A 20,580-nucleotide genomic window follows, 5' to 3' on the forward strand; every position below is an offset into this window, starting at 1 on the left:
AGTGAGCGACCGTCTCGCGTGGTGAGGGTGGCTGCGCCACCCGAGCGGAAAAAAGGTGGATCCGAACCCAAAAAAGGTCGGGGGACAAACTGACTGCATGAGTATCGCGGACAAGCTGAGTAGTGCTCGTGCGGATCTCGCCGGGCGCGATGGGGTGCTCATCGCCTTTTCTGGCGGCGTGGATTCAAGTGTCGTCGCCGCGCTCGCCCACGAGGCACTCGGTGAGAACGCGGTGGCGTGCACCGCGAAAAGCGAGACGCTACCAGCCGAAGAACTTGCCGATACGAAGCGCGTTGCAGACGAGATCGGCATCCGCCACGAAATCGTCGAATTCTCGGAGCTGGAAAACCCGGCGTTCGTGGAAAACGACGACGACCGGTGTTACCACTGCCGGACGATGCGGCTGGGGAAGATGTACGAAACCGCCCGCGAGCTGGGCATCGACACGGTCTGTGATGGGACGAACGCCTCCGATCCGGGCGAGGGACACCGGCCGGGACTCAGAGCCGTCGAAGAACTCAACGTGTACTCGCCGCTGCTCGCACACGACTTCTCGAAATCGGATGTCCGAGACGCAGCCGACCACTACGGGCTGTCGGTCGCGGACAAGCCCTCGATGGCGTGTCTCTCCTCGCGTATTCCGACCGGACTCGACGTGACCGAGTCGCGGCTCACCCGGATCGAAAAAGCAGAGCGACTCCTGCGAACGTGGGGATTCGAGCAGTTCCGCGTGCGCGATCACGACGGACTCGCACGCATCGAAGTCGGCAGCGACGAACTCAAGCGCGCGCTCGATCCCGACTTCGTTCGCGCGGCGCGCGAGCATCTCTCAGAGATCGGCTTCGAACACGTCACCCTCGATCTCCATGGCTACGAGACAGGCAGTGTCAGCCCCGAAACGGAGCACGCAGACGATTCCGAGCCGGTGGTCGAAAACGTGTTCGACGCCGACTATCCGACCGCCGAGTGACACACCTCAATCAACGGATTCTATACGGATGGCGACATCCAGCGGCGTATGAGCGACGCCGAGACGCCGTTTGATGTACAACTCCAAGTTGGCGAGATACTGCGTGCAGAGCCGTTTCCGGAGGCGAACAAGCCCGAAATGGCGAAGCTTTGGATCGACATCGGCACCGACGAGCTCCAATCAGCGGCCCAACTGGGATACAACTACGAGCCGGAGGAACTGGTCGGTCGAGAGGTCCTCTGTGCGACGAACCTTGGTACGGTGCGGATCGCTGGGTTCAAATCGGAAGCGCTGACCGTCGGCGTGCCCGACGAAGACGGCCATCCCGTCTTAGTCGCACCCGACGCGACGGTTCCCCTCGGTGGTGCGCTGTACTAACGCTCTGTCTCCTGTCTTCTGACACCGTCTATGAATGATTATATATTGTCTCCCTGACTCGATTGGTAGCAATGACGTTCAAGAGTCCGCCAGCGATGGCCCCCGGTGACAGCGTCGCCGTGATCGCTCCATCGAGCGGTGGCGCACGGAACGCACCGCACGTACTCGAACTCGCGCTCGAACGGCTTCGGACGGTGTTCGATCTCGATCCCATCGTGTATCCGACAGCCCGTCAGGGTGATGCGTTCCTTGCGGCAAACCCACGGGCGCGGGCGGCGGACGTTCACGCCGCATTCAAAGATCCAGACATCACGGGCGTCTTTGCAACGATCGGCGGCTGGGAACAGCTCCGAATCTTGAAACACCTCTATCCGGCGGTGTTGAGCGAGCATCCCACACGATTTTTCGGGATGAGCGACAACACGAACCTTTCACTCGCGCTCTGGAACTGCGGCATCGTCTCCTACAACGGTGCTCAGCTGATGAACGAGATCGCCGTGCCGGGGGAGCTACCGGCGTACACGGAGCGATACTGTCGACGGGCGTTTTTCGAGGACTCGCTCGGTGAACTCACGCCGTCGTCGGAGTGGACCGATGAGCCAGCGCCGTGGGACGATCCGGACGCCTTTGAGTCGCCACCATCCTACGAACCGAATCCTGGATGGCGGTGGGCAGGCGGCGAGACGCCCACAACAGGTCGGCTCTGGGGTGGCTGCCGAGCCGTCCTTGAATGGCAGCTAGCGACTGATCAGTATCTCCCGGAACCGGACGCGCTTGCGGGCGCAGTGCTCGCCATCGAGATCGCAGAGGACCTCCCGGAGCCAGAAACCATCGCAGGAACCCTGCTGTGCCTTGGCGAGCGTGGACTTCTCGAACGGTTCGAGGCGGTCATCGTGGGCCGAGCACCCGGACGGAGTTTTCTCACAGAGCCGCCACGGGACGAGCGAGACGCCTACCGCAACCAGGTGTACGACGCCGTCATCAAACAGGTAAAACGATACAACGCCGCCGCGCCGATCGTGTGTGGCATCGACTGGGGGCACACCACGCCGACCGCGCCGCTCCCGATCGGGGACACAATCGCTGTCGATCCCGAGCGAGAAACGATCACGTTCGGGAGCAATCGTCCTCGTTCCTGATCAGGCGTCAGTCCACGGGACCACGTTCGTACGGACGACCGACGGATCGGTGTCAGTGCCATCGGGAACGGTTATCTCAGCGAACGAGCAGTTGATCGGGGCTTCGTCGATCAGCGCCTGCTCAAGCGGGACGTCCCGGATGTGCCCGAGCACGACCTGTATTGGTCCGCCGTGTGTCACTACGAGAACGCACTCGTCCGATTCGCTCGCTTCGAGCAGTTCCTCCCAACCGGTGAGGACCCGATCTTGGAGGTGAACGAAGCTCTCACCGCCTTCGGGCGTTCGATCGGAAGCGTGTGCCGCCTGCGTGCCGAGACCGAACGCTGGGAACCGATCAGCCACCGTCGAAAGCGAGAGACCCTGATACACACCCAGATCTCGCTCGCGCCACGCCGTTTCGAACCGCACTGGCACATCGATCGTTGATCGAAGCAGTTCAGTCGTCTCCTTAGTGCGTGAGAGATCAGAAGACACCACCCGATCGGGCGTAGCCGTATCGGCACGAGAGAAATACGCCCCGGTGGCGGTGGCTTGTTCGCGTCCCTGATCGTTCAACCTGACCGGTGCCCACCCTTGTAATCGTCCGTCTAAGTTCCAAGTTGTTTCACCGTGTCGCAACAGCATGACCGTCGTCATCTTTGTTTACGTTGACGTATTGTATATATGTACATTTCGAATCACAAAAAAGGTGGCCGGGTGCCTGCCGAACTATTCGGAAAGAGTACCAGTTCTGACTGCGCGCTGAATCATCGCTTCAGCGATATTCCCCCCGTATTCGGATGTTCTGCGGACACTATCGAGAAGGAGACCGACCGGGTGTTGGTCGGAACTGTCGCTATGGTACAGCTGTTTATCGGATCGATCGAGTTCGGTCAAGAGGGCATCGCGGTCATCGAGCGCCCGGTAGGCCATCTCCACATCTGCGCCAGCGAGCAATACGCTAGAGGCATCAGTGACGATACCTCGCGCGGAGCGGGCAATCGAATCGAAGTTCTGAATCGTCTCAGTTGCTGACGCGTCGAGGCATTCCGCGATCACTGCCATCTTTTCGGCGTGGTCTGCGACCCGTTCGAGTTGCTGGGCAGTCGTGTAGTAATCCGCGATCGACGAGCGATCGATATCGAGTTGATCGATGGCTTGGAGATCCGATAAGGACTGTTGGTAATGGCGACTCACCATACCGAACAGCCGATCGGCTTCGTCGTCGCGGTTACGCACCCGAGTTACGAGCTCGCTGTCTTCATCGATGGCAGCCGTCACTGCGTTCTCGTGCATCGAAAGCGTGACCCGCTGAAGCTGGATCACTGTCTGTCGGATAGAAACGTCTCTCGTGTTGAGCAGGCTCTGAAGGACGATGCGGCGTTTGGTCTCCGAAACGACTTCGAGACCAATGAGACCATCCACAGTTCGTGTGACCGCTCTGCGCTGGGTGTCGTCGATACCACCGGTGGCAACGAGTGCGATCTTATCAAATCCTGATACATAGCCAGCTCGGACTGTTTGTACGATGTCGGTCTCACTCCGGTGATCGACGGTGAGCGTGATCTCTCGGTCCCCGTTGTTCGTGGGATCCGGACGAACGAGCAGTGAGCCATCACTGTGTGGATACAGGTGCATCCGTGCCCCTGATTCGAGACCATGCTCTTTCGCCCACCGCTTCGGCAGTGAAACAGTGAACGTCGATCCACCGGTAAGCTGGATCTTACGCGTTTCCATTCGGTGTGTTCCTCCTCAGTGGATGACCGACTGCGGGGTGTTCCCCCCGGACGGTCGATTGGCGACTGGACCGTTCACGCCCCTGTCGCTGCGGTTGGATCGTCTGCATCCGTTATTATTCATGTATATGTTGTTGGGTCTAAAGTAGCTATATATGTCAACTATACCAGTGAAATATTTGTAAATAGCACTCTGTATCAGCGGCGGCGTTGGGAAACGATACGTAGTCCTCCGTAGCTAGCCTTACTCCGTCCACTTGAGGAGGAGTAATGTGGCTTCGAAGAGGACCACCATCGAGATTGCCACGATGATCGGGGCCATACCAGTCGGATCTGGATTCGTAACGAACGCGAGACCGAGAAAGCCCCCCCAGAAGTAGAGCCGGCGGTCAGTGAGCCACGTTCGACTCGTTACGCCCATCATGACTGCGAGCATGATGAACAGGGGAATCTGGAAGATGAGCGCGAAAAAGCCCATCAAGAGGAGCATCAGTCCGAACGTATCTGACAACCCGAACGCGATCTCGGCCGTCCCCTCCGTGTACCCGAGGAAGTACATGAAGATGAGGGGGAGGACGATGAAGAAAGCGAACGCGACACCCAGTGCGGCGAGCACAAGGCTGGTCGGGATCGCAGCGATGTAATATCGCCGTTCACGCGGGTACAATCCGGGTCGCATGAAGAGATACGTTTCGTACACGAACACCGGCATGGCGATGACGAATCCAGCGAGAGTAGCGACTTTCAACCGGGCGAGCACAAGCGCAAGCGGGTGGTACACCCGAGGCTGTACGGTTTCCGTATCCGCCAGTCCAAGAATCGAATACCAGATATTATTGATGAGTTGGTCAGCAAACGGAAACGTGAGCGCACTCACGAAGGACATCACAACGACGACGACCAACACCCGCCGGACCATCTCTTCGATGTGAGCACTCAGAGGCATCTCCTGGTCCTCAGAGGGACCGCTCGGAACGAGAGAATCGTCCTCGTTCGAAACATCCGGCGTTGGGGCTGGTTCAAGGGAGTCTGGTGGGAGTGCCTCCGACGATGTGTCCGTTTTCGCTGCTGTGTTCGTTTCTGCCGTTGTAGAAGAACCAGCCGATGTCGTGGTGTCCGGAGCAACTGACTGCTCGTCGTCCGGTATCGGCGTTGATGAATCGGCGTCCCCTGTAGACGAGGCCGATGTCGTCTTCTGGTCGTTCTGATCCGACCGGGCGGCCGAGTCGCGCTTCCAAGGAACTCCGGCTTCACCCAACCCCTGAGAGTCACCGGTGTCCTCGGTTGAAGACGCCGGTTCCTCGGTGTCATCCCTGTCAACTGGAGATGCGGGTGTCGCCTCGTCCTGTGGTCGCGAACGTGAATGGCTCGTGTCGGTCCGTGGTCCCCGAGAGTTTATCGAGTCAGACGTGAAGTCGTAGCCTTGAGAGGACGTTTCTCGTTTTTGTGATCCCTCCGGATCGGACGTGAAATCGTAGCTTCGGGAGTCCGTTGAGTCTTGCTGTCGGGAACGTCTCGTGTCTGTGTCAAAGCGATCTCGTGGCTTCCCTCGATTCGTATCTGTTGTCTGTTTCTGGGAGTTCGTCGTCGATTCTCGGTTCCGAGAATCGAACCGTTCTCGGTCCGTGTCAGTGCTCCAATCCCGCGAGGGCGCTGAATCCGAATTCACGCCCCGCTCCTGGAAGGAGGTTCGATCAGGATCCACAGCGTCGTTCCGAGACGATGTCTGCGTGTGATCTCTCGGTTGGCTTGTGGTAGTGAACTCCGTGTCTCGGTCCGATGCGGTCGATCGACGGCGGTCGCGTTTAGCGTTCCTCGAACGGTTCCACTCGTTCGAACCCGACGTGGACGACCGATTACGCGTGTCGGAAGACCCAGTCGTCGTGTCATGACTGCGGCTTCCCCACCCTCGTTCGGTCTGACTCGTCGGATCGGAACCGCCGTTAGGAGGATTCGAACCAGAATGAGCATCCTCGTCTAGCTCGTCGAAAAAACCGGAATCATCGGAGAAGACGAAACTATCCCGATCTTGCATCTCATCATCGGATGGAACGTCCCGTGATCCATTATCTGGCGGGTTATCACGGGACCGACGTCCGTCGTCTCCGCCCATTAGGCTACTCTCGTATCCCATCGATTGTAAGCCTTCTCACCCAATAGCATGCGGGGGAAATTACCGAAAAATTCTGAACATATCTGATACACTAAAATCAGCGGGTGGTCGCACTGCGCCGTTGGGTGTGTACTGCCGTCACGTCGCTCGTCCTCAATCGGTTCGGCCAAACGATCCGGCCACACAAGATCGGACGTCGTTCCCGGTAGTCGAGTACCAATGATTATTAGCTAACCAGTCGTACCCGTATTCGCGTCAATAAATGTTAGATAACAAAACTGTATTCATTACCGGAGCCGGTGGCGGAATCGGAAGCGAGACAGCACGGCAGTGTGCAGACGCAGGAGCGCGAGTCGTCCTCACAGACGTAGACAGCGACGGCGTCGAGTCGGTTGCGGAATCGATTCGAGCGGCGGGAGGCGACGCCGTTGCCCACGATCTCGACGTGACGAATAGCGAGCAGTTCGAGGATCTCGTTGCTGTGACGGCAGAAGAGTACGGACTCGACGTGATCGTGAACAACGCTGGAATCGGTCACGACGCGGCGTACACGGAGGAGCTGCCAGAGGACGCCCGGGATCGAGTGATGTCGGTCAACATCAACGGCGTTTGGAACGGTTGTCAGGCTGCATTGCCCATCATGAAAGAGCAAGGTCACGGATCGATTATCAACGTCGCGTCGTTGGCAGCGATCATCGGACTCCCGAAACAGGCGGTGTACTCGCTCACGAAAGGGGCAATCGTCAGCTTCACCCGGGCCGTCGCCGTCGAGAGTGGACCCAGCGGTGTGCGCGCCAACGCGGTCTGTCCGGGCTTCATCGACACTGGCGTCGGTAAGGAATATTTCGATTCAGCGGACGACCCCCAAAAGGCCCGCGAGCGAAGCAAGCGAGCGTATCCATTGCGACGGCTTGGCGACGCCGACGAGGTCGCAGCCGCGATCCGGTTCCTTGCGAGTGATGAGTCGTCATACATCACGGGGAACGCGCTCAGGATTGATGGCGGCTACTCGGTCGCGTGAATCGTTCGCTACGTTCGGCGTCCATCGTGGCCAGGATAATCGCGTTCAAAGCGTTCTTCTAGCTCCTGTTCGTTGATTTCGATGATGACCGGGCGGCCGTGCGGACAGGCGTATGGATTCTCACACGCGTCAAGCGCACGGAGGAGGTCGACGACCGATCCCTCCATGAGTGACGTGTTTGCCGTGATCGAAGGATAACACGCGAGATCCGCGAGCAGTTCGTCAGCGGCAGCCTCGACCGTGTTCGCGCCGTCGTCAGTGACGAACGCCGTGAGCAGATCACGAACGAGTTCCGGCCCGACTGATTCGGCTAACAGTTCCGGAACGGTTCGCACTTGCGCGATTCGGTCGTCTAGAAGCGAAGCGTGAAAGCCGAGCTGTGCGAGCGCGTCGGCGTGTGCTTCGAACAGTTCTGCTTCTCTCGCCGTGAGTTCGAGTTCGACAGGCTGGGCGAGCGCCTGAACGGCCATTTCATCGTCGAACGTCGCTCGTAATCGCTCGTAGTTGATCCGCTCGTCTGCGGCGTGCTGGTCAATGAGTACCAGCCCGGACTCCGTTTCAGCGACGATGTACGTCTCGTGTAGTTGCCCGAGAACGGTCAACGGCGGCAGCTGTTCCGGATCGAACGGCAGTCGGTCGGTCGACTCTTGATCGACCGCTCCCTGATCAGTCAGCTGTGATTGGGTGGTTGGACCACGAAGCCGGGGAGATTGCCGTGTTTCGCTCCCGGTGTCGGAATCGCCGGTCGCTGGCGTCGTGTCAGACGACTTGTCGGGTGCTGGTGTCGGTTCCTGTTCGTCTGGAGAGTGGCCTTGCTGTCGATCAGCCGCGGAGATCGCCTGTTCGCTCGACGATCCGGTGTCCGTCTCGCTCGTCCCACGGACTGGTTCGTCGATCCGTCCCTCGTGGTGAGAGTCGAGGTCGCTCGTTGTTTCCGTTCGCTGCGTGGTCGCGTCGCTCTCCGGTGTGATCTCGGTCTGTTCAGGAGCCGATCGTCCGCGGGGAGCACTCGATCGAAGTAAACCCGCCTCCTGAAGTGCGGCTTCGACCGCATGGGTGACTTGGGCTGTGGCTCGCGTGTCATCAACGAAGCGCACCTCCAGTTTGCGAGGATGGACGTTCACGTCGACAGCCTCTGGATCGAGTGTCACCGTTACGACGGCGAACGGATAGCGGTCGGAGGCGAGTTGAGAGCCGTACGCTTCGATGATCGCCTCGCGTACCGATCGTGCAGTCACGTACCGTCCGTTGACGAACGTCGTACAGTAGTCGCGGCTGGCGCGGTTGGTTTCCGGGTGGCTCACCAATCCCTCTACGGCAGTGAGTGGGCCTTCTGGAAGTTCCTCTGTGCAGTGCTCGACATCGATCATCGCGCTCGCAACCTCTCGCCCGTAAACGGCTAGCACCGTCCCTCGGAGATCACCGCGACCACTTGTTGAAAACAGCTCGCGTCCGTCGTGTTCGAGCGTGATCGATACCTCGGGGTTTGCGAGCGCATACCCCGTCACGATCCGCTGGATGTGGTCGAATTCGGTGCGCTCCTGTTTGAGATACTTCCGTCGGGCAGGAACGTTATAGAAGAGATCAGTCACCTCGACAGTTGTTCCGTGCGGACAGCCAGCCGGTTCAGCGTGCGTTCGCTCGCCGCCTTCGATGCGGATCTCAGTTCCCCGTGTGCCACCCTGTGCCTTCGTGGTGATCGTCGTTCGGGACACCGCCCCGATCGCGTGCAGCGCCTCACCGCGAAATCCCAGCGTCCGGATGCCGGCTTCGAGATCCGTGATGTCGTCGATCTTGCTCGTCGTGTGCTTCTCGACAGCCCGTTTCGCGTCCGCTTCGTCCATGCCGTGGCCGTCGTCACTCACCCGAAGCAGTTCCGTTCCATCCCCAGTGACAGTCACTGTCACGCGTGAGGCGTCCGCGTCGAGACTGTTCTCCAACAGTTCCTTTACGACTGACGCCGGACGCTCAACGACTTCCCCGGCGGCGATGCGCTCGATCGTCCGCTCGTCGAGTTCGTGAATCCGTCTCTCCTGAGCGTCCATTCGGTTATTCACATGTGATAGACGCGTATCAATCCACTTGGTTAGTGGTAGGCCGGCAAGCTGTTCCGTTTCACAGCTGTGGAGTGGTGAATCGGGACAAAACGGGTCCAGAGAGAAACGCCCCGACAAGCCACCGTGAAGCTGATCGAACGTGATAGCGCGGTTGGGTCTGCAATCCGGTGCGCTTATACTGTATTAGGCTAGCCTAAAAACATGGATAGGCGAGATCGTTCCGTGTCGTCACCAGCGCGGCGCGGAATGCTCAAAACCGCCGGTGGGCTTTTCATCGGCGGACTTGCGGGGTGCATTAGCGGTCAGTCAGGAACCGGATCGACGCCACCCTCGGATGGGACGGGGCGTTCCGTGTCGGTCGCACCGGTTGGAGACGTATCGTTGGAATCCCGCCCGGAACGGATATTCAGTGTGTATCCACAGTATGCCGACATGGCTGTCGCGCTCGGGTATGGCGACGCCTTGAACGCGGTGTACGTCCCGGAGATGTCCGGACCGACGATGAACCACTACTACGACCGGTTAAACGGGGTTTCGTTCGACTGGAATGATCTAGCGACACCGTTGAGCGATGGGTTGGTTCCGGAGTTGCTGTATGAACTCGACAGCGACATCCATTTCGCTGATCCCGCGTGGGTCTCGACTCAGAAAGGCTGGACACAAGCAGACATAACCGACGTTCGAGAGCACATTGCTCCATGGATCGGGAACTTCTACAGCGGAACGCACGCCGATCCGCCGGCGGGGTACGCCGATCGATACGAATATTACACGCTCTGGGAGCTGTTCGGCGCAATCGCGGAGTTGCTGGGAGAACAGGAGCGGTACCGCTCGCTCAAAGAGATCCATGCCGACGTGCACTCGACAATCGAATCGAAGCTCCCACCGAAAAACGAACGGCCGACTGCGGTCCGGGTGACGCTCGGTGACGGCGTGTTTTGGACCTACCACCTGAACCGACCGGGCTACTGGCTCGCGGACACCCGACCACTCGGCGCGGTCGACGCGTTCGCTGATCAGAACTGGGAGCAGCTCTGGGGCGAAGTTGGCTACGAGGCGATGGTCGAGGCTGATCCCGACATTATTCTCCATCTCTGGGGAATGACGCCCGATTACAGCACCGAACAGGCGCTCGATACTATGGCGAATCATCCAGTCGGAACGCAACTCTCTGCGGTAGCGAACGACCGGGTGTACGCACAGGGTATGCGTTACCAGGGACCGATCATGAACCTCTTCCAACTAGAGATGACCGCGAAACAGCTGTATCCCGACCAGTTCGGCGCGTGGCCGGGGTACGTCGACGGGGAACCCTATCCCGAGATCCCAAAGGACGAACAGCTGTTCGACCGCGACCGCGTCGCAACGATCATCACCGGAGCCGGGTGACCGAGCGTATCAGTCTTCCAGTCGTTCCTGCCAGCGCTGGACAGTCGCCATTAACTCCACTGGAGACTGTTCGTTCACATCGATGTCGTTCAGCTCTTCAAGCACAGCTCCGCGTTCGTCGTCCACTTCATCTCCCCCGTCGGCGCTCGCTCGTTTGAACTGGCCCGATCCGAGATCGAACACCACTTGTTGGGTGTCGCCAGTGCCGTTCTTTGCCCCTCGCACGTCGATCGCTTTGTCCTCGCGCAGGCGTTCCAAGACGGTCTGGGAGCGGTCGACGACCGGCGAGGGGACGCTCGCCAACTCTGCGACGTGAATCCCATACGACCGGTCGGCGGGACCGTCTTCGATCGTCCAGAGGAAGGTGACATCGCCGCCTCGGTCCTCAGCCGCCATGTGAACGTTGTGAACGCCCGGCAACCGATCTGCGAGGTCAGTCAGCTCGTGGTAGTGAGTGGCAAACAGCGTCTTGGCGTTAATCTGGTTGTGGAGATACTCCGTCGTAGCCCACGCGATCGAGATCCCATCGTAGGTGGCGGTCCCACGGCCCACCTCATCAAGGATCACGAGCGATTCCTCGGTCGCGGAATGGAGGATGTTGGAGAGTTCTTGCATCTCGATCATGAACGTCGATCGGCCCTGTGCGAGCTCGTCGATCGCGCCGACCCGCGTGTAAATCCCATCGACTAAACCGATCGTCGCCTCGCGCGCCGGAATGAAACTGCCGATCTGAGCGAGAAGTACGATCAGTGCGGTCTGTCGCATATACGTCGATTTCCCGCTCATGTTCGGACCGGTTACCACGAGAAAACGCCAGTCTTCGGTCATCGTGAGATCGTTGGGAACGAACTCGGTCTCTGTTTCCACGACGGGATGACGGCCGGCCTGAATGTCGATCGGGCCGGGGTCGGTGAGCGTTGGGCAGGTCCAATCGTGGCGCACAGCGTGGCGGGCGAGACTCGCCACGACATCGAATTCAGCTAGCGACCGACCCACATTCTGGAGCAGGCTGGCGTGCTCAGCCACGCGCGTGCGCAGTTCCTCGAACAGTTCGTACTCCAGTTCGCCTCGCCGTTCTTCGAGTCGGAGGATGTCGCGCTCGCGTTCGCGAAGTTCATCAGTGACGTACCGCTGGGCGTTTTTCAGCGTCTTGATCCCTTCGTATTCGTTGGGAACGGCGTCGGTTTCGGATTTCGGTACCTGAATGTAGTAGCCGTCGGTCTTGTTGCGATCGACCGACAGCCGTCCGATGTCGTGACGGCCACTCTCCCGTTCAGCGAGCGTATCGATCCACTCGACGGCGCTCTCGTACTCCTCGATGAGTGCGTCGAGTTCGTCGTCGTATCCCTGTCTGATGAGTCCGCCCTGAGTGAGCGTCTGTGGCGGGTCCTCGGCCAACGCGTCTGACAGTGCTGCTCGAAGCTCCGCTACAGCGGTGTGATCGAGTCGGTCGACGATCTCCGACAGCGGCGAGCCGGCGAGGCGATCCGAGCGTTCGATCCGGTCGACCACCTCGGGTAACAGCGCGAGCGTCTCCCGAACCCGAAGCAGGGTATGGGCGTCAGCGCTCCCCGATACTGAACGACTGGCCGCCCGTTCCAGATCCGAAGCGTCACCGAGTAACTCCCGCAACTCCTCGCGTACCATCGCGGATTCACAGAGCGCTTGCACGCCCGCTTGGCGTCGCTCCAACTCGCCTCGTGAGCGCCGCGGGCGGGTGAGCCACTCCTTTAACAGCCGCCCACCGGCGCTCGTCACGGTGTGATCGATCGTTTCGAACAATGATTGTCCCCCGCCGGTCATGGTTTCGACCAGTTCGAGGTTACGCTGGGTTGTCGCGTCCAGTTCGACGTGGTCGTCGGGACGGTATCGCTGAAGTCGCGTTACGGCAGCGAGCACGGAGATTCCCGTCTCCTCGATGTAGGACAACACAGCCCCGGCCGCACGGATCGCCGTCTCGTGTTCGAGACCCACGCTGTCCTCGACCGCACCGAACTGTTCGCGTACGGTGTGTCTGGCCCGGCCGGGTGCGAACGCCTCGGTCGTGTGCAGCGTGGTGTTCGTTTCGACGCGCTCAGCGAGCCGTTCGAGGAGCCGGTCATTGCCCCGCGTGTCAGGGCCGGGGAGGACCTCAGTCGGCGTAAACCGATACAACTCCGTGAGCACGGCGTCCTCCCCCGTCACTGTCGTAACGTGGAACTGTCCAGTCGTGATGTCGACGAAGGCGAGACCGTACTCGGCGTCATCGGTTTGATCCGCTCCCTCCACGACGGCCGCGAGATACTGGGCGTCTTCCGTCGTCGTTTCGAGCAGCGTTCCGGGTGTAACCACCCGCGTGATCGATCGAGCGTGACCGTTTTCGGTCTCGTGTTGATCCGCCACTGCCACGCGATACCCCCGCTCAACCAGCGCCCGTACGTACGGCGTGAGATCGTCGACCGGCACCCCCGCCATTTGGTAGGTTTCACCGCCGCTCGATCGTTCCGACACCTTCAAATCTAACTCCTGACCCACTGTCTCCGCGTCGTCGTGAAAGAACTCGTAGAAATCTCCCATCTGCATCGCCAGCAAGTCTGCCTCCGAATCGCGTTTTAACGTGAGATACTCGCCGACGATTCCCTCCGCAGTCATACCGATTCGGTGGCGCGCCATCGGGTAAAACGCTATGGGTTCGGTGTCAGCGTCGTCGATCGGACGCGTAGATTTATATTCCGAAAGGGGACCACCACGAATCTATGAACAGCCTCGCAGTCGTCGGTGCGGTCGGTGGAGTCGGAACGACCCGAACGTGTTTAGAGTTCGCGGGAATGCTCGCGCGGGATGGGCGATCGGTCGCGGTTCTCGACGCCGCATACGCGACACAGGGGCTATCGGACCACACTGCAGGACAGATCGATCCCGATATCACGGCGCTCGTGGTGGACGAGACGCCACTGGCAGCAGGACTCATCGAACTCGAACCCCCTACAGGACGACTCGCGTGTTGTCCAGCTAGAGCGCCGTTCGAGCGACTCGCGCGGGCTAAGGCGTCGGCAGCGGCCTGTCGATTCGAGGAGCTGATCGAGGAGGCCGCTGCGTCGTTCGATCACGTCCTCATTGACACCCCACCAGTCGCGTCGAACCAGGCCATCGCGGCCGTCACGAGTGTCGATCGGATCGTCGTCGTTACCTCAGCGAACAGGCCGGGGACCGATGGATGGGCGCGGATTCACGACCGCCTCGACGATCTGGGGTGTCCCGAACCGGTGACGGTTCGGACCAACGCAGACGGAAACGGGAGCGGTGAGCGGCGTCTTCCTTCACCCGACACGACCGACCCAAGGCGGACACCGACAGCAGTTCACGCAGACACGTCGTTCACCGCCGCCGTGGCTGTAGCGGTCGAAACGGTGTTCGACACCGCGCTCGATCTCACGGTCGAAGCCGAGCGAGACGGGTTGCTGTAGCCCGTTAACGGAGATCGTCCGCGTCACTCATCGTTTCGGCTAACACGTCACGTTTCGTGATCGTCGAACGCGTGGCCGAATCCGGCATAAACACCGGTTCGATCGTTTCACGCACACCCGGTAGCGGATCGTGTGTCTCTACGAACACGGCGAGCGCAAACTCCCTCTCGCTGGCGTTCGAAAGCTCACGGGCTTCTGCTCGTGTACACTCCGCGTCGATCCACTCCCGAACCACCCGGCGACCCATCGGTGAAAGCGGTGCGATCGGTTCACCAAGTAGGTGGAGCGTCTTCGCGCCGGTGACAGGAGCAAGACCAGCCGCGCGCGAGCTTTCTCCGACACTCGATCCGTTGATGTACGACTCGACCAGCGTTACAGCTGCGTCGACAGTACACGGAAGATCGTCAGCGAACGGAGCCAAACGATCGGACAACGGAGTATCGGTCGCATCGATCGCCGCGACGCTCCGATCGTGCTGCTTCGATGTCACCTTCACTCCGGAGGCAATGTCAGCTAATCCCACACCTCTGTGAATGAATCATATTAACTTAAATGTTTGTTCCAGTGGAACACTTAGTGAGGACTGTGGCTTTCGAACCTACCGGTAACCGATACGCTCTATCCGTTGTATCGGTCATTATTCGTATCGCCGGCTGCATTTTTAAAGATGAGATGGAACATAGTTTCAGATGTGATGTACTCCACAGCAGATTCGTGCTGTCCAGAGTGTGATAGTCGTGTGAGACACGATGGGACCGAAAGTGTTTGTGAGCAGTGTGGTTTAGTGCTCGGTGAGGATCCGATCGATCACGGTCCAGAATGGCGTTCGTTCGATGACGACGACACGAGTCCTGTTCGGACAGGGGCACCGCTCACTCGATCGCGCCATGATCGTGGGCTGTCAACCGAGATCGGGTATTCGTCGCGTGTGAAGGGGCGTAAGCGGCGGCAGTTTGCCCGGTTGCGTCGGCAGCACAGTCGAGCACAGATCTCGACGAAGGCCGAACGCAATCAGGTGTACGCGTTCACCGAAATCAGGCGTCTCACGAGCGCGCTATCCCTGCCGACATCGATCCGTGACCGCGCGTGTGTGCTGTTCGACTCGGCCCAGAACGCGAATCTGCTCCGTGGTCGATCCATCGAAGGGTTCACAGCAGCGGCAATTTACGCTACGTGTCGGGCGGATTCGGTCTCACGAACGATCGAGGAGATCACGACGACGGCGCGGGCGTCGGAAGCCGAGCTGAAAGCAGCCTACAGTGCGCTCAACCGTGAACTCGGGTTGCCAACAGGACCAATTGATCCGGTGGAGTATCTCCCCCGATTTGCGTGCGCGCTTGACCTCCCCCAATCCGTCGAACACCGTGCTCAGGAGTTGGTTTCGGACGCGCGTGAGCGTGGATTGATCGCCGGTCGGAATCCGGGGGGGATCGCCGCCGCTTGTCTGTACACTGCTGCTACAGAAGCGTCGTGTGATCTCACTCAGGACGACGCTGCCGAGGTCGCTGGAGTGACACCCGTGACGCTCAGATCGACGTACTACGATCTCATCGACGCGTGAATCGAATCAGCGAGGCGACGGAGTGCTCGGTGGACCGGTTTCACTACGAAATCATCAGACGCCATCGACGCGATTGAGCGGGGGGCGTCAGGAATTGGTGTCACTGGCGCTCGAAACTCCTGTTCAAGTTGTTCGAGAGCTGTCGTCTTGTCGGCACCGAGCAGTGCGATAGCTACGACCTCTGCGCCGGGCGTGTGCTCTCCCTCACACACGTGACCCCGGTCGGAACGCGCCTTCTGAAGCGTCCGTACTGCTACCACCCGAGCAGCTGACGACATCCCGGTGTCTACGGTTTCCGGACAGTCGATGAGAACGGTGCCATACTCGCGCTCAATCGCGGCAAGGACCTCGATGAGCGCCGGATTCCTACCGAGGGGACGCCCACACGGAAAGATTGCTACTGGACCGACCTGACACACTGCCTCAATTAGGGACGCCCGCCCCGCGAGCACGTCGTGGATATCCGGTCCTCTGGTGGCCGTGTCGTGTTCCCAGCTCAGTTCCAGCGCACCGTCAACGACGACCGCGTTCATGTGTGCACCAAGGTGGGCGGTGACTGCTGATCGCTCCCAACTCGGTCGACCGGTAACCGTGAGGATCATACGGCGTGTCGGTTCGGCATCGGTTATCAATCATAGGCTGACGACTGGCGCATTCAACCAGTCGGCAGCTGTTTGGGCGTTGTCGAATCGGTCACATTCGAGCACGACCGGGGCACGGATCTCGCCTAGCCGGGTGATTGTGAGTGCAACAGTTACAGGATCGTCGTCCGGTCCCGGAAGGGATTCGATCGTTCGCGTGAACTCTCCATGGAGCCGGTCACACAGATGTTTGCGAGCGGCTCGTGCTAGATTCGCGGCCCGATCCTCAAGCGCGAGGCGCTCGTCGTGGCGATCGTGGCGTTGGCGCTGTCGTTCCCGTGCTCGTTCGAGCGTCTGCTCGGCCGCAGCGTGCTCGGTTTCCAACTCGCTCAGTTTCTGCATTGCGCGTTCAAGTGCCCGATACGGCTCTGACGTTTGCCGTTCTGGGTGCTCTCGGAGGGCTTTGACCTTCCCTTGCAGCCGAGCAACTCGCTCGCGTTGTCGTTCAATCTCGTCGGTCGTCTCGGCCAGGCGTTTGCGGGCTGCAGCAGTGTCAGTATCAGGGATCGACAGCTCTTCGATGCGGCCCTGTATTTTCTCGTACTCCTCGTCTTGGGGTGCCGACCATCCACGGGACCGAGCGGCTGCTGCAAGCGCAGCAGATCGCCGGAGAGTCATTCCGGGCCGGAGCCGACCCACGTGCGCGTGGAGATCACCCGGTTTCTCACACACGACACGAAGCTCATCGCTCGTCCCATTGATCGCGTCGAGTACCTGCTCACCGTCGAACCGCGGCGTGACACCCGACAGCTCGATGACGCGGCCACACCACACCGAGCCGTTTCGTTCTATTCTCACAGCTTTCGCCGGGCCATTGTCGCCACGTCCGGGTGCTCCGTTCCGGCAGCGAACGCTGCGTACGGCGTGCTCGTATGTTCACGCTCCGCGTATGCCCACACCGCCTTCCGTACGCGCTCGGGGACTTCCATGTACTCGTTGAACGGTCTGGTCCGTTCGATCTGGACCGCTTCCGGGTGTTTCTCCCGGAGACGAAGCCCATGGAACGCACCGAGTTCCGTCGCCTCGAACAGTGCCGACCGACCGAACCACCGCACCACGGTATCCTCGTGAGAACGACGGACGTTCCGGAGGCTGCTCCGGGCGGACCGGGTGTATGTGATGATCAGGAGCATCCGAGTACTACTCGTATCTACTTGATATTTAATCCTAATTAAGATTGACAAATATGATTATTATATTATTAAAATAAGATACAAGTTACACACGTTACTTGTGTTGGTCGACAGTCTCGATGTCGAATCGGTCGACATCATCGACGAGGTTCTGGATCCGTTCTCGCGCGTCGCGCGGGGAGTCAGCGACGACGACGAGACCGTCGACAGGTGGTGGGCCGCTGGCTTTGTACGCCTCTCGTTCTTCGAAACTCGTCGCGTAGGTGCGAAGGATCGACCGTACGCGAATCTCCATCGATCCGAGATCTATTTCGCCGTCTTCGAACTCCGTGAGGGCGTCTTCGACGTTTCTGAGAGCGGATATGCGGTCCATTACACCGTTCTGAACGTATCGGCTTGGGGTTCGTACACGTCACCTTGACGCCGTAGCTTTTCGAGTTCGTACTCGGCCTTCTCTCGGTCCATTCCGACCGACTCAACACGGTCGAGCACTTCCTCGCGTGGCGCACCCACGTCGTGGTCCTCTTCGACTTCCGCGATGATGCCTTTGAGGTTGCGGATCCGATCGCGTTGACTTTTTGACGTACCAGTTTCGATCACGTCGGCGTCGAACTCACCGGTTTCGGGATCCATCCCGATGTCTTCGAGCGACGCGGTCACGATGTCCAGAACGCGATCGACATCCTCGGAATCGACGGTGTCGGACAAACGGACGCGGGCACTCGCTTCGGCCAAGCGAACGAGCGCCTCGAGCTTCCGCGCCGTCACCGGGACTGGCGCGTCAGTGTCCGTGCCTTGTGAGCGAAGATCTACGTAGAACTCCTCGATAGCAGTTTTTGCCTCTTCAGTCATCATCGGGAAGCAGCTCCGTCTCGCGTATGCGATGTATTTCCGCAAGAGATCGGCGTCGATCGCCGGTTCGACATCTTCGGTGACCGTGTTGACCTCCTCTTGGGAGACATCCGACGCGCTGTTTTCAGCACGGTGGGTGTGTAACTCCCCTGCGTAGTTCGTGTTAATGATATGTTGTGCGAGTTTTTTGTCTTCTTCGGGATCCGGCTTGTCGGTCACGGTGAATATGATATCGAATCGTGAGACGAGGGCCGGTTCGAGATCGATCTGTCCGGCGATTGCCTCGAATTCGTCGAAACGGCCGTATTTCGGGTTCGCAGCCCCGAGCAGCGAACACCTGGATTTAAGCGTTGCGTTGATGCCGGCCTTGCTGACGCTGATCTCCTGCTGTTCGAGGGCCTCGTGCATTGCTGAGCGGTCCTCGGAGTTGTGGACGACCATCCCATTGGCAATGAAGTTGTGTGTCCCGGCGACGGTGAGATCGTACACTGCCTCGTACTCGTGGTTCTCGACCACTCTGGTGGTCTCGACTCGACAGTAGGAGATATCTCGCTCCGGTTTCTGGATCGGTGCGGTGGCTGTGTGAGGGACGGTTCCGCCATCAGTGACCGCTCGGGAACCGTCGGGAACGGCCACCCAATCACCGGGTGTGAGCGATTGTGCAGACGTTTCAGCGCGCTCACCATCTTGGAGAACGAAAAACGGATGATCCGGTGTCGCCGTGAGCTGTGCTCCGGATTCAAGCGTGATCTCCCATAGCCGATTCGGGGCGTCGTACTCGTGGACCGCATCGACAGAGCGGCGAACAAGACGATCGTCGTCGGTTGCGGTCAGCACATCGATGTTCGTTCCGCGGATCGTTCTGCCGTTCCGATGGTTCTCAGTATCACCGTGCAGCGACGCGTCGTCTGCGAGTTCACGGATGGGAATGATACCGTCGGCGGTGCGGACGAGAGTGTCTCCAGTCACACACCGCATCTTGTCCAGTTCGTCGACCGCCGCGACGCCTTGGTCTGCAAGCACGAGCGCCCCTGCTTCGAGCGACCACTGTTGTCCGTCACCGAAATCATCACGGACCGCTGCGGCCGTGATCCCTGCTGCAGAAGAACCCTTCCCAGATGTGTACACCGAACGTGGTGCAATATTTCTCACGTACTGCAACAGCTGGGATTTTCCCGTCCCCGGATCACCGATCAACAGGATGTGCATGTCGCCCCGAATCCGCGATCCGTCCGGGAGGTGCTTCGTCACCCCGGAGAACAACTGCAGCATGATGGCGAGCTTTTCCTTTTCATAACCGTAGATCGAGGGCGCCATCGACGCGATCATCTGCTGGTAGATGTCCTCCTCGTCGGACAAGGAAATGATGCGTTTTTTGTCCTCTTCGGTGATCGTCATGTCCTCAAACCGGTCATCCTCGATATCGACGGTTACACCATCCATGTAGATGTCGAACATCGTGGATTTCTCGCCGTGGGATTCCTGCTGGTCGAGGTGTAACACTCCCGTTACGCGGACCGTATCACCGGCAGTGACATCACCGGTGATGTCGTCTTCGATGTTAATGTCGATGCTTTGTGGTCGTTCACCACCACGCAATCCTTCAGGACTCTCCTGTACCCGGAGTTTCTGGGCGTCGACGAATTCCGATTGGTCGAAGTTGATCCGGAATGGACCTTGTCGTTCACACCCCTGACACTCGTGAGGAGAGTGGAAATCGCCACCAGTTTGAGGAATACGCGTCAACGTTCCACACCGCTGACATTCAAACGCCGCGTCTTGGATCTTCGGACGGACATTCGTCGCTTTCCGGATAATTCCACGGATACTCACTAGTTGTCCATGATGGTGCGAACGAATATCTCGGATTCCGGTCGTCTCCGGGAGATCGTACACGCGGACGTGAGCCTGTCCAAGGCTCACGTCGACCGGGAGATCGTAAAGACGCAACGCCTCTTCTGCGTACTCCTGAAACTGTTCGGGCTGTGTTCGAACGTCCTCAGCAAGGGACTGATCGAAGCGGTACAGGTCGTTCCACGAGATATACAGTGAGCGCTCATCGTTCGGGTATTTGCGCGCCAGCTCACCGATCTCGTTGCGGTAGTACGTGCGGTAGAACTCCTCGAAGCGATCAATGATATCGGTGTTCTCCGCGTGAGCCATTG

18 protein-coding genes are annotated in these 20,580 nt (G+C 59.4%); 7 read left to right on the top strand and 11 right to left on the bottom strand.

Features of this window, described 5'->3' with window-relative positions; all coding sequences use genetic code 11:
* Window positions 1-97 precede the first annotated feature (97 nt).
* The 3 genes from larE to EIK79_RS09230 all read left to right on the top strand — a co-directional run bounded on the left by larE (window position 98) and on the right by EIK79_RS09230 (window position 2,487).
* A complete protein-coding gene (gene larE, locus EIK79_RS09220; RefSeq protein WP_124954831.1) occupies window positions 98-970 on the top strand; it encodes an ATP-dependent sacrificial sulfur transferase LarE in 873 nt (290 codons plus the stop codon).
* Between the two features lie 48 nt (window positions 971-1,018).
* Entirely contained in the window at window positions 1,019-1,348 is a 330-nt protein-coding gene (locus EIK79_RS09225) for a tRNA-binding protein (RefSeq protein ID WP_124954832.1), read from the top strand.
* Between the two features lie 71 nt (window positions 1,349-1,419).
* Window positions 1,420-2,487: a S66 family peptidase gene (locus EIK79_RS09230; RefSeq protein WP_124954833.1), complete on the top strand. Its 1,068-nt coding sequence runs from the start codon at window positions 1,420-1,422 to the stop codon at window positions 2,485-2,487.
* Here EIK79_RS09230 and EIK79_RS09235 read toward each other — a convergent pair whose 3' ends face one another.
* From EIK79_RS09235 to EIK79_RS19255, 3 genes are all read right to left on the bottom strand, one after another.
* Window positions 2,488-3,123 carry a histidine phosphatase family protein gene (locus tag EIK79_RS09235; protein WP_124954834.1) on the bottom strand — a complete coding sequence of 212 codons (636 nt, stop codon included), beginning with the start codon at window positions 3,121-3,123 and terminating at the stop codon, window positions 2,488-2,490. It lies immediately after the preceding gene.
* 72 nt (window positions 3,124-3,195) lie between these two features.
* On the bottom strand, window positions 3,196-4,203 hold the full coding sequence (locus EIK79_RS09240) for a phosphate signaling complex PhoU family protein (RefSeq protein WP_124954835.1): 1,008 nt from the start codon (window positions 4,201-4,203) through the stop codon (window positions 3,196-3,198).
* Between the two features lie 243 nt (window positions 4,204-4,446).
* Complete coding sequence (locus tag EIK79_RS19255; protein WP_368276742.1) at window positions 4,447-6,315, bottom strand: twin-arginine translocase subunit TatC; 1,869 nt, start codon at window positions 6,313-6,315, stop codon at window positions 4,447-4,449.
* A 262-nt stretch (window positions 6,316-6,577) separates the two neighbouring features.
* On the opposite strand from EIK79_RS19255, the gene EIK79_RS09250 reads away from it, so the two are divergent.
* Window positions 6,578-7,336 (top strand): SDR family NAD(P)-dependent oxidoreductase, encoded by a 759-nt coding sequence (locus EIK79_RS09250; RefSeq protein ID WP_124954836.1) that lies wholly within the window; start codon window positions 6,578-6,580, stop codon window positions 7,334-7,336.
* Between the two features lie 8 nt (window positions 7,337-7,344).
* Here the strand turns inward: EIK79_RS09250 and mutL are convergent, their stop codons facing one another.
* Window positions 7,345-9,381: a DNA mismatch repair endonuclease MutL gene (gene mutL / locus EIK79_RS09255; RefSeq protein WP_124954837.1), complete on the bottom strand. Its 2,037-nt coding sequence runs from the start codon at window positions 9,379-9,381 to the stop codon at window positions 7,345-7,347.
* A 213-nt stretch (window positions 9,382-9,594) separates the two neighbouring features.
* Here mutL and EIK79_RS09260 point away from each other — a divergent pair, with 213 nt between their 5' ends.
* The gene (locus EIK79_RS09260; RefSeq protein ID WP_185715577.1) at window positions 9,595-10,782 is read left to right on the top strand and encodes an ABC transporter substrate-binding protein; all 1,188 of its coding nucleotides are present in this window, start codon (window positions 9,595-9,597) and stop codon (window positions 10,780-10,782) included.
* Window positions 10,783-10,791: 9 nt separating this feature from the next.
* On the opposite strand, the gene mutS is transcribed toward EIK79_RS09260, so the two are convergent.
* Complete coding sequence (gene mutS / locus EIK79_RS09265; protein ID WP_124954838.1) at window positions 10,792-13,413, bottom strand: DNA mismatch repair protein MutS; 2,622 nt, start codon at window positions 13,411-13,413, stop codon at window positions 10,792-10,794.
* A 104-nt stretch (window positions 13,414-13,517) separates the two neighbouring features.
* On the opposite strand from mutS, the gene EIK79_RS09270 reads away from it, so the two are divergent.
* On the top strand, window positions 13,518-14,228 hold the full coding sequence (locus EIK79_RS09270; RefSeq protein WP_124954839.1) for a ParA family protein: 711 nt from the start codon (window positions 13,518-13,520) through the stop codon (window positions 14,226-14,228).
* Between the two features lie 4 nt (window positions 14,229-14,232).
* Here the strand turns inward: EIK79_RS09270 and EIK79_RS09275 are convergent, their stop codons facing one another.
* Window positions 14,233-14,751, bottom strand: coding sequence for a DUF7858 family protein (locus EIK79_RS09275; protein ID WP_124954840.1), 519 nt, complete (start codon window positions 14,749-14,751; stop codon window positions 14,233-14,235).
* 171 nt (window positions 14,752-14,922) lie between these two features.
* On the opposite strand from EIK79_RS09275, the gene EIK79_RS09280 reads away from it, so the two are divergent.
* Window positions 14,923-15,789 (top strand): transcription initiation factor IIB, encoded by an 867-nt coding sequence (locus tag EIK79_RS09280; protein WP_124954948.1) that lies wholly within the window; start codon window positions 14,923-14,925, stop codon window positions 15,787-15,789.
* Here the strand turns inward: EIK79_RS09280 and EIK79_RS09285 are convergent.
* From EIK79_RS09285 to EIK79_RS09305, 5 genes are all read right to left on the bottom strand, one after another.
* Window positions 15,768-16,391, bottom strand: coding sequence for a ParA family protein (locus tag EIK79_RS09285; RefSeq protein WP_124954841.1), 624 nt, complete (start codon window positions 16,389-16,391; stop codon window positions 15,768-15,770). The genes EIK79_RS09280 and EIK79_RS09285 overlap by 22 nt on opposite strands.
* Before the next feature lie 30 nt (window positions 16,392-16,421).
* Entirely contained in the window at window positions 16,422-17,228 is an 807-nt protein-coding gene (locus EIK79_RS09290; protein ID WP_124954842.1) for a DUF7856 family protein, read from the bottom strand.
* On the bottom strand, window positions 17,225-17,563 hold the full coding sequence (locus EIK79_RS09295; protein WP_124954843.1) for a DUF7855 family protein: 339 nt from the start codon (window positions 17,561-17,563) through the stop codon (window positions 17,225-17,227). Before EIK79_RS09295 ends, EIK79_RS09290 begins: the two co-directional genes overlap by 4 nt.
* 94 nt (window positions 17,564-17,657) lie before the next feature.
* Entirely contained in the window at window positions 17,658-17,936 is a 279-nt protein-coding gene (locus EIK79_RS09300) for a DUF7854 family protein (protein ID WP_124954844.1), read from the bottom strand.
* Complete coding sequence (locus EIK79_RS09305) at window positions 17,936-20,578, bottom strand: AAA family ATPase (RefSeq protein WP_124954845.1); 2,643 nt, start codon at window positions 20,576-20,578, stop codon at window positions 17,936-17,938. Before EIK79_RS09305 ends, EIK79_RS09300 begins: the two co-directional genes overlap by 1 nt.
* Between the last annotated feature and the right edge of the window lie 2 nt (window positions 20,579-20,580).

The sequence above is a fragment of the Halocatena pleomorpha genome (genome assembly GCF_003862495.1).
GTDB classification, from domain to species: domain Archaea; phylum Halobacteriota; class Halobacteria; order Halobacteriales; family Haloarculaceae; genus Halocatena; species Halocatena pleomorpha.

Coding starts and splice junctions, on each gene's coding strand:
- EIK79_RS09240 (WP_124954835.1), bottom strand. CDS start 4,203: ATGGAAACGCGTAAGATCCAGCTTACCGGTGGATCGACGTTCACTGTT.
- EIK79_RS09225 (WP_124954832.1), top strand. CDS start 1,019: ATGAGCGACGCCGAGACGCCGTTTGATGTACAACTCCAAGTTGGCGAG.
- EIK79_RS09295 (WP_124954843.1), bottom strand. CDS start 17,563: ATGCTCCTGATCATCACATACACCCGGTCCGCCCGGAGCAGCCTCCGG.
- EIK79_RS09285 (WP_124954841.1), bottom strand. CDS start 16,391: ATGATCCTCACGGTTACCGGTCGACCGAGTTGGGAGCGATCAGCAGTC.
- EIK79_RS09305 (WP_124954845.1), bottom strand. CDS start 20,578: ATGGCTCACGCGGAGAACACCGATATCATTGATCGCTTCGAGGAGTTC.
- EIK79_RS09235 (WP_124954834.1), bottom strand. CDS start 3,123: ATGACGACGGTCATGCTGTTGCGACACGGTGAAACAACTTGGAACTTA.
- mutS (WP_124954838.1), bottom strand. CDS start 13,413: ATGACTGCGGAGGGAATCGTCGGCGAGTATCTCACGTTAAAACGCGAT.
- EIK79_RS09230 (WP_124954833.1), top strand. CDS start 1,420: ATGACGTTCAAGAGTCCGCCAGCGATGGCCCCCGGTGACAGCGTCGCC.
- EIK79_RS09250 (WP_124954836.1), top strand. CDS start 6,578: ATGTTAGATAACAAAACTGTATTCATTACCGGAGCCGGTGGCGGAATC.
- EIK79_RS19255 (WP_368276742.1), bottom strand. CDS start 6,315: ATGGGCGGAGACGACGGACGTCGGTCCCGTGATAACCCGCCAGATAAT.
- EIK79_RS09280 (WP_124954948.1), top strand. CDS start 14,923: ATGTACTCCACAGCAGATTCGTGCTGTCCAGAGTGTGATAGTCGTGTG.
- EIK79_RS09260 (WP_185715577.1), top strand. CDS start 9,595: ATGGATAGGCGAGATCGTTCCGTGTCGTCACCAGCGCGGCGCGGAATG.
- larE (WP_124954831.1), top strand. CDS start 98: ATGAGTATCGCGGACAAGCTGAGTAGTGCTCGTGCGGATCTCGCCGGG.
- mutL (WP_124954837.1), bottom strand. CDS start 9,381: ATGGACGCTCAGGAGAGACGGATTCACGAACTCGACGAGCGGACGATC.
- EIK79_RS09300 (WP_124954844.1), bottom strand. CDS start 17,936: ATGGACCGCATATCCGCTCTCAGAAACGTCGAAGACGCCCTCACGGAG.
- EIK79_RS09270 (WP_124954839.1), top strand. CDS start 13,518: ATGAACAGCCTCGCAGTCGTCGGTGCGGTCGGTGGAGTCGGAACGACC.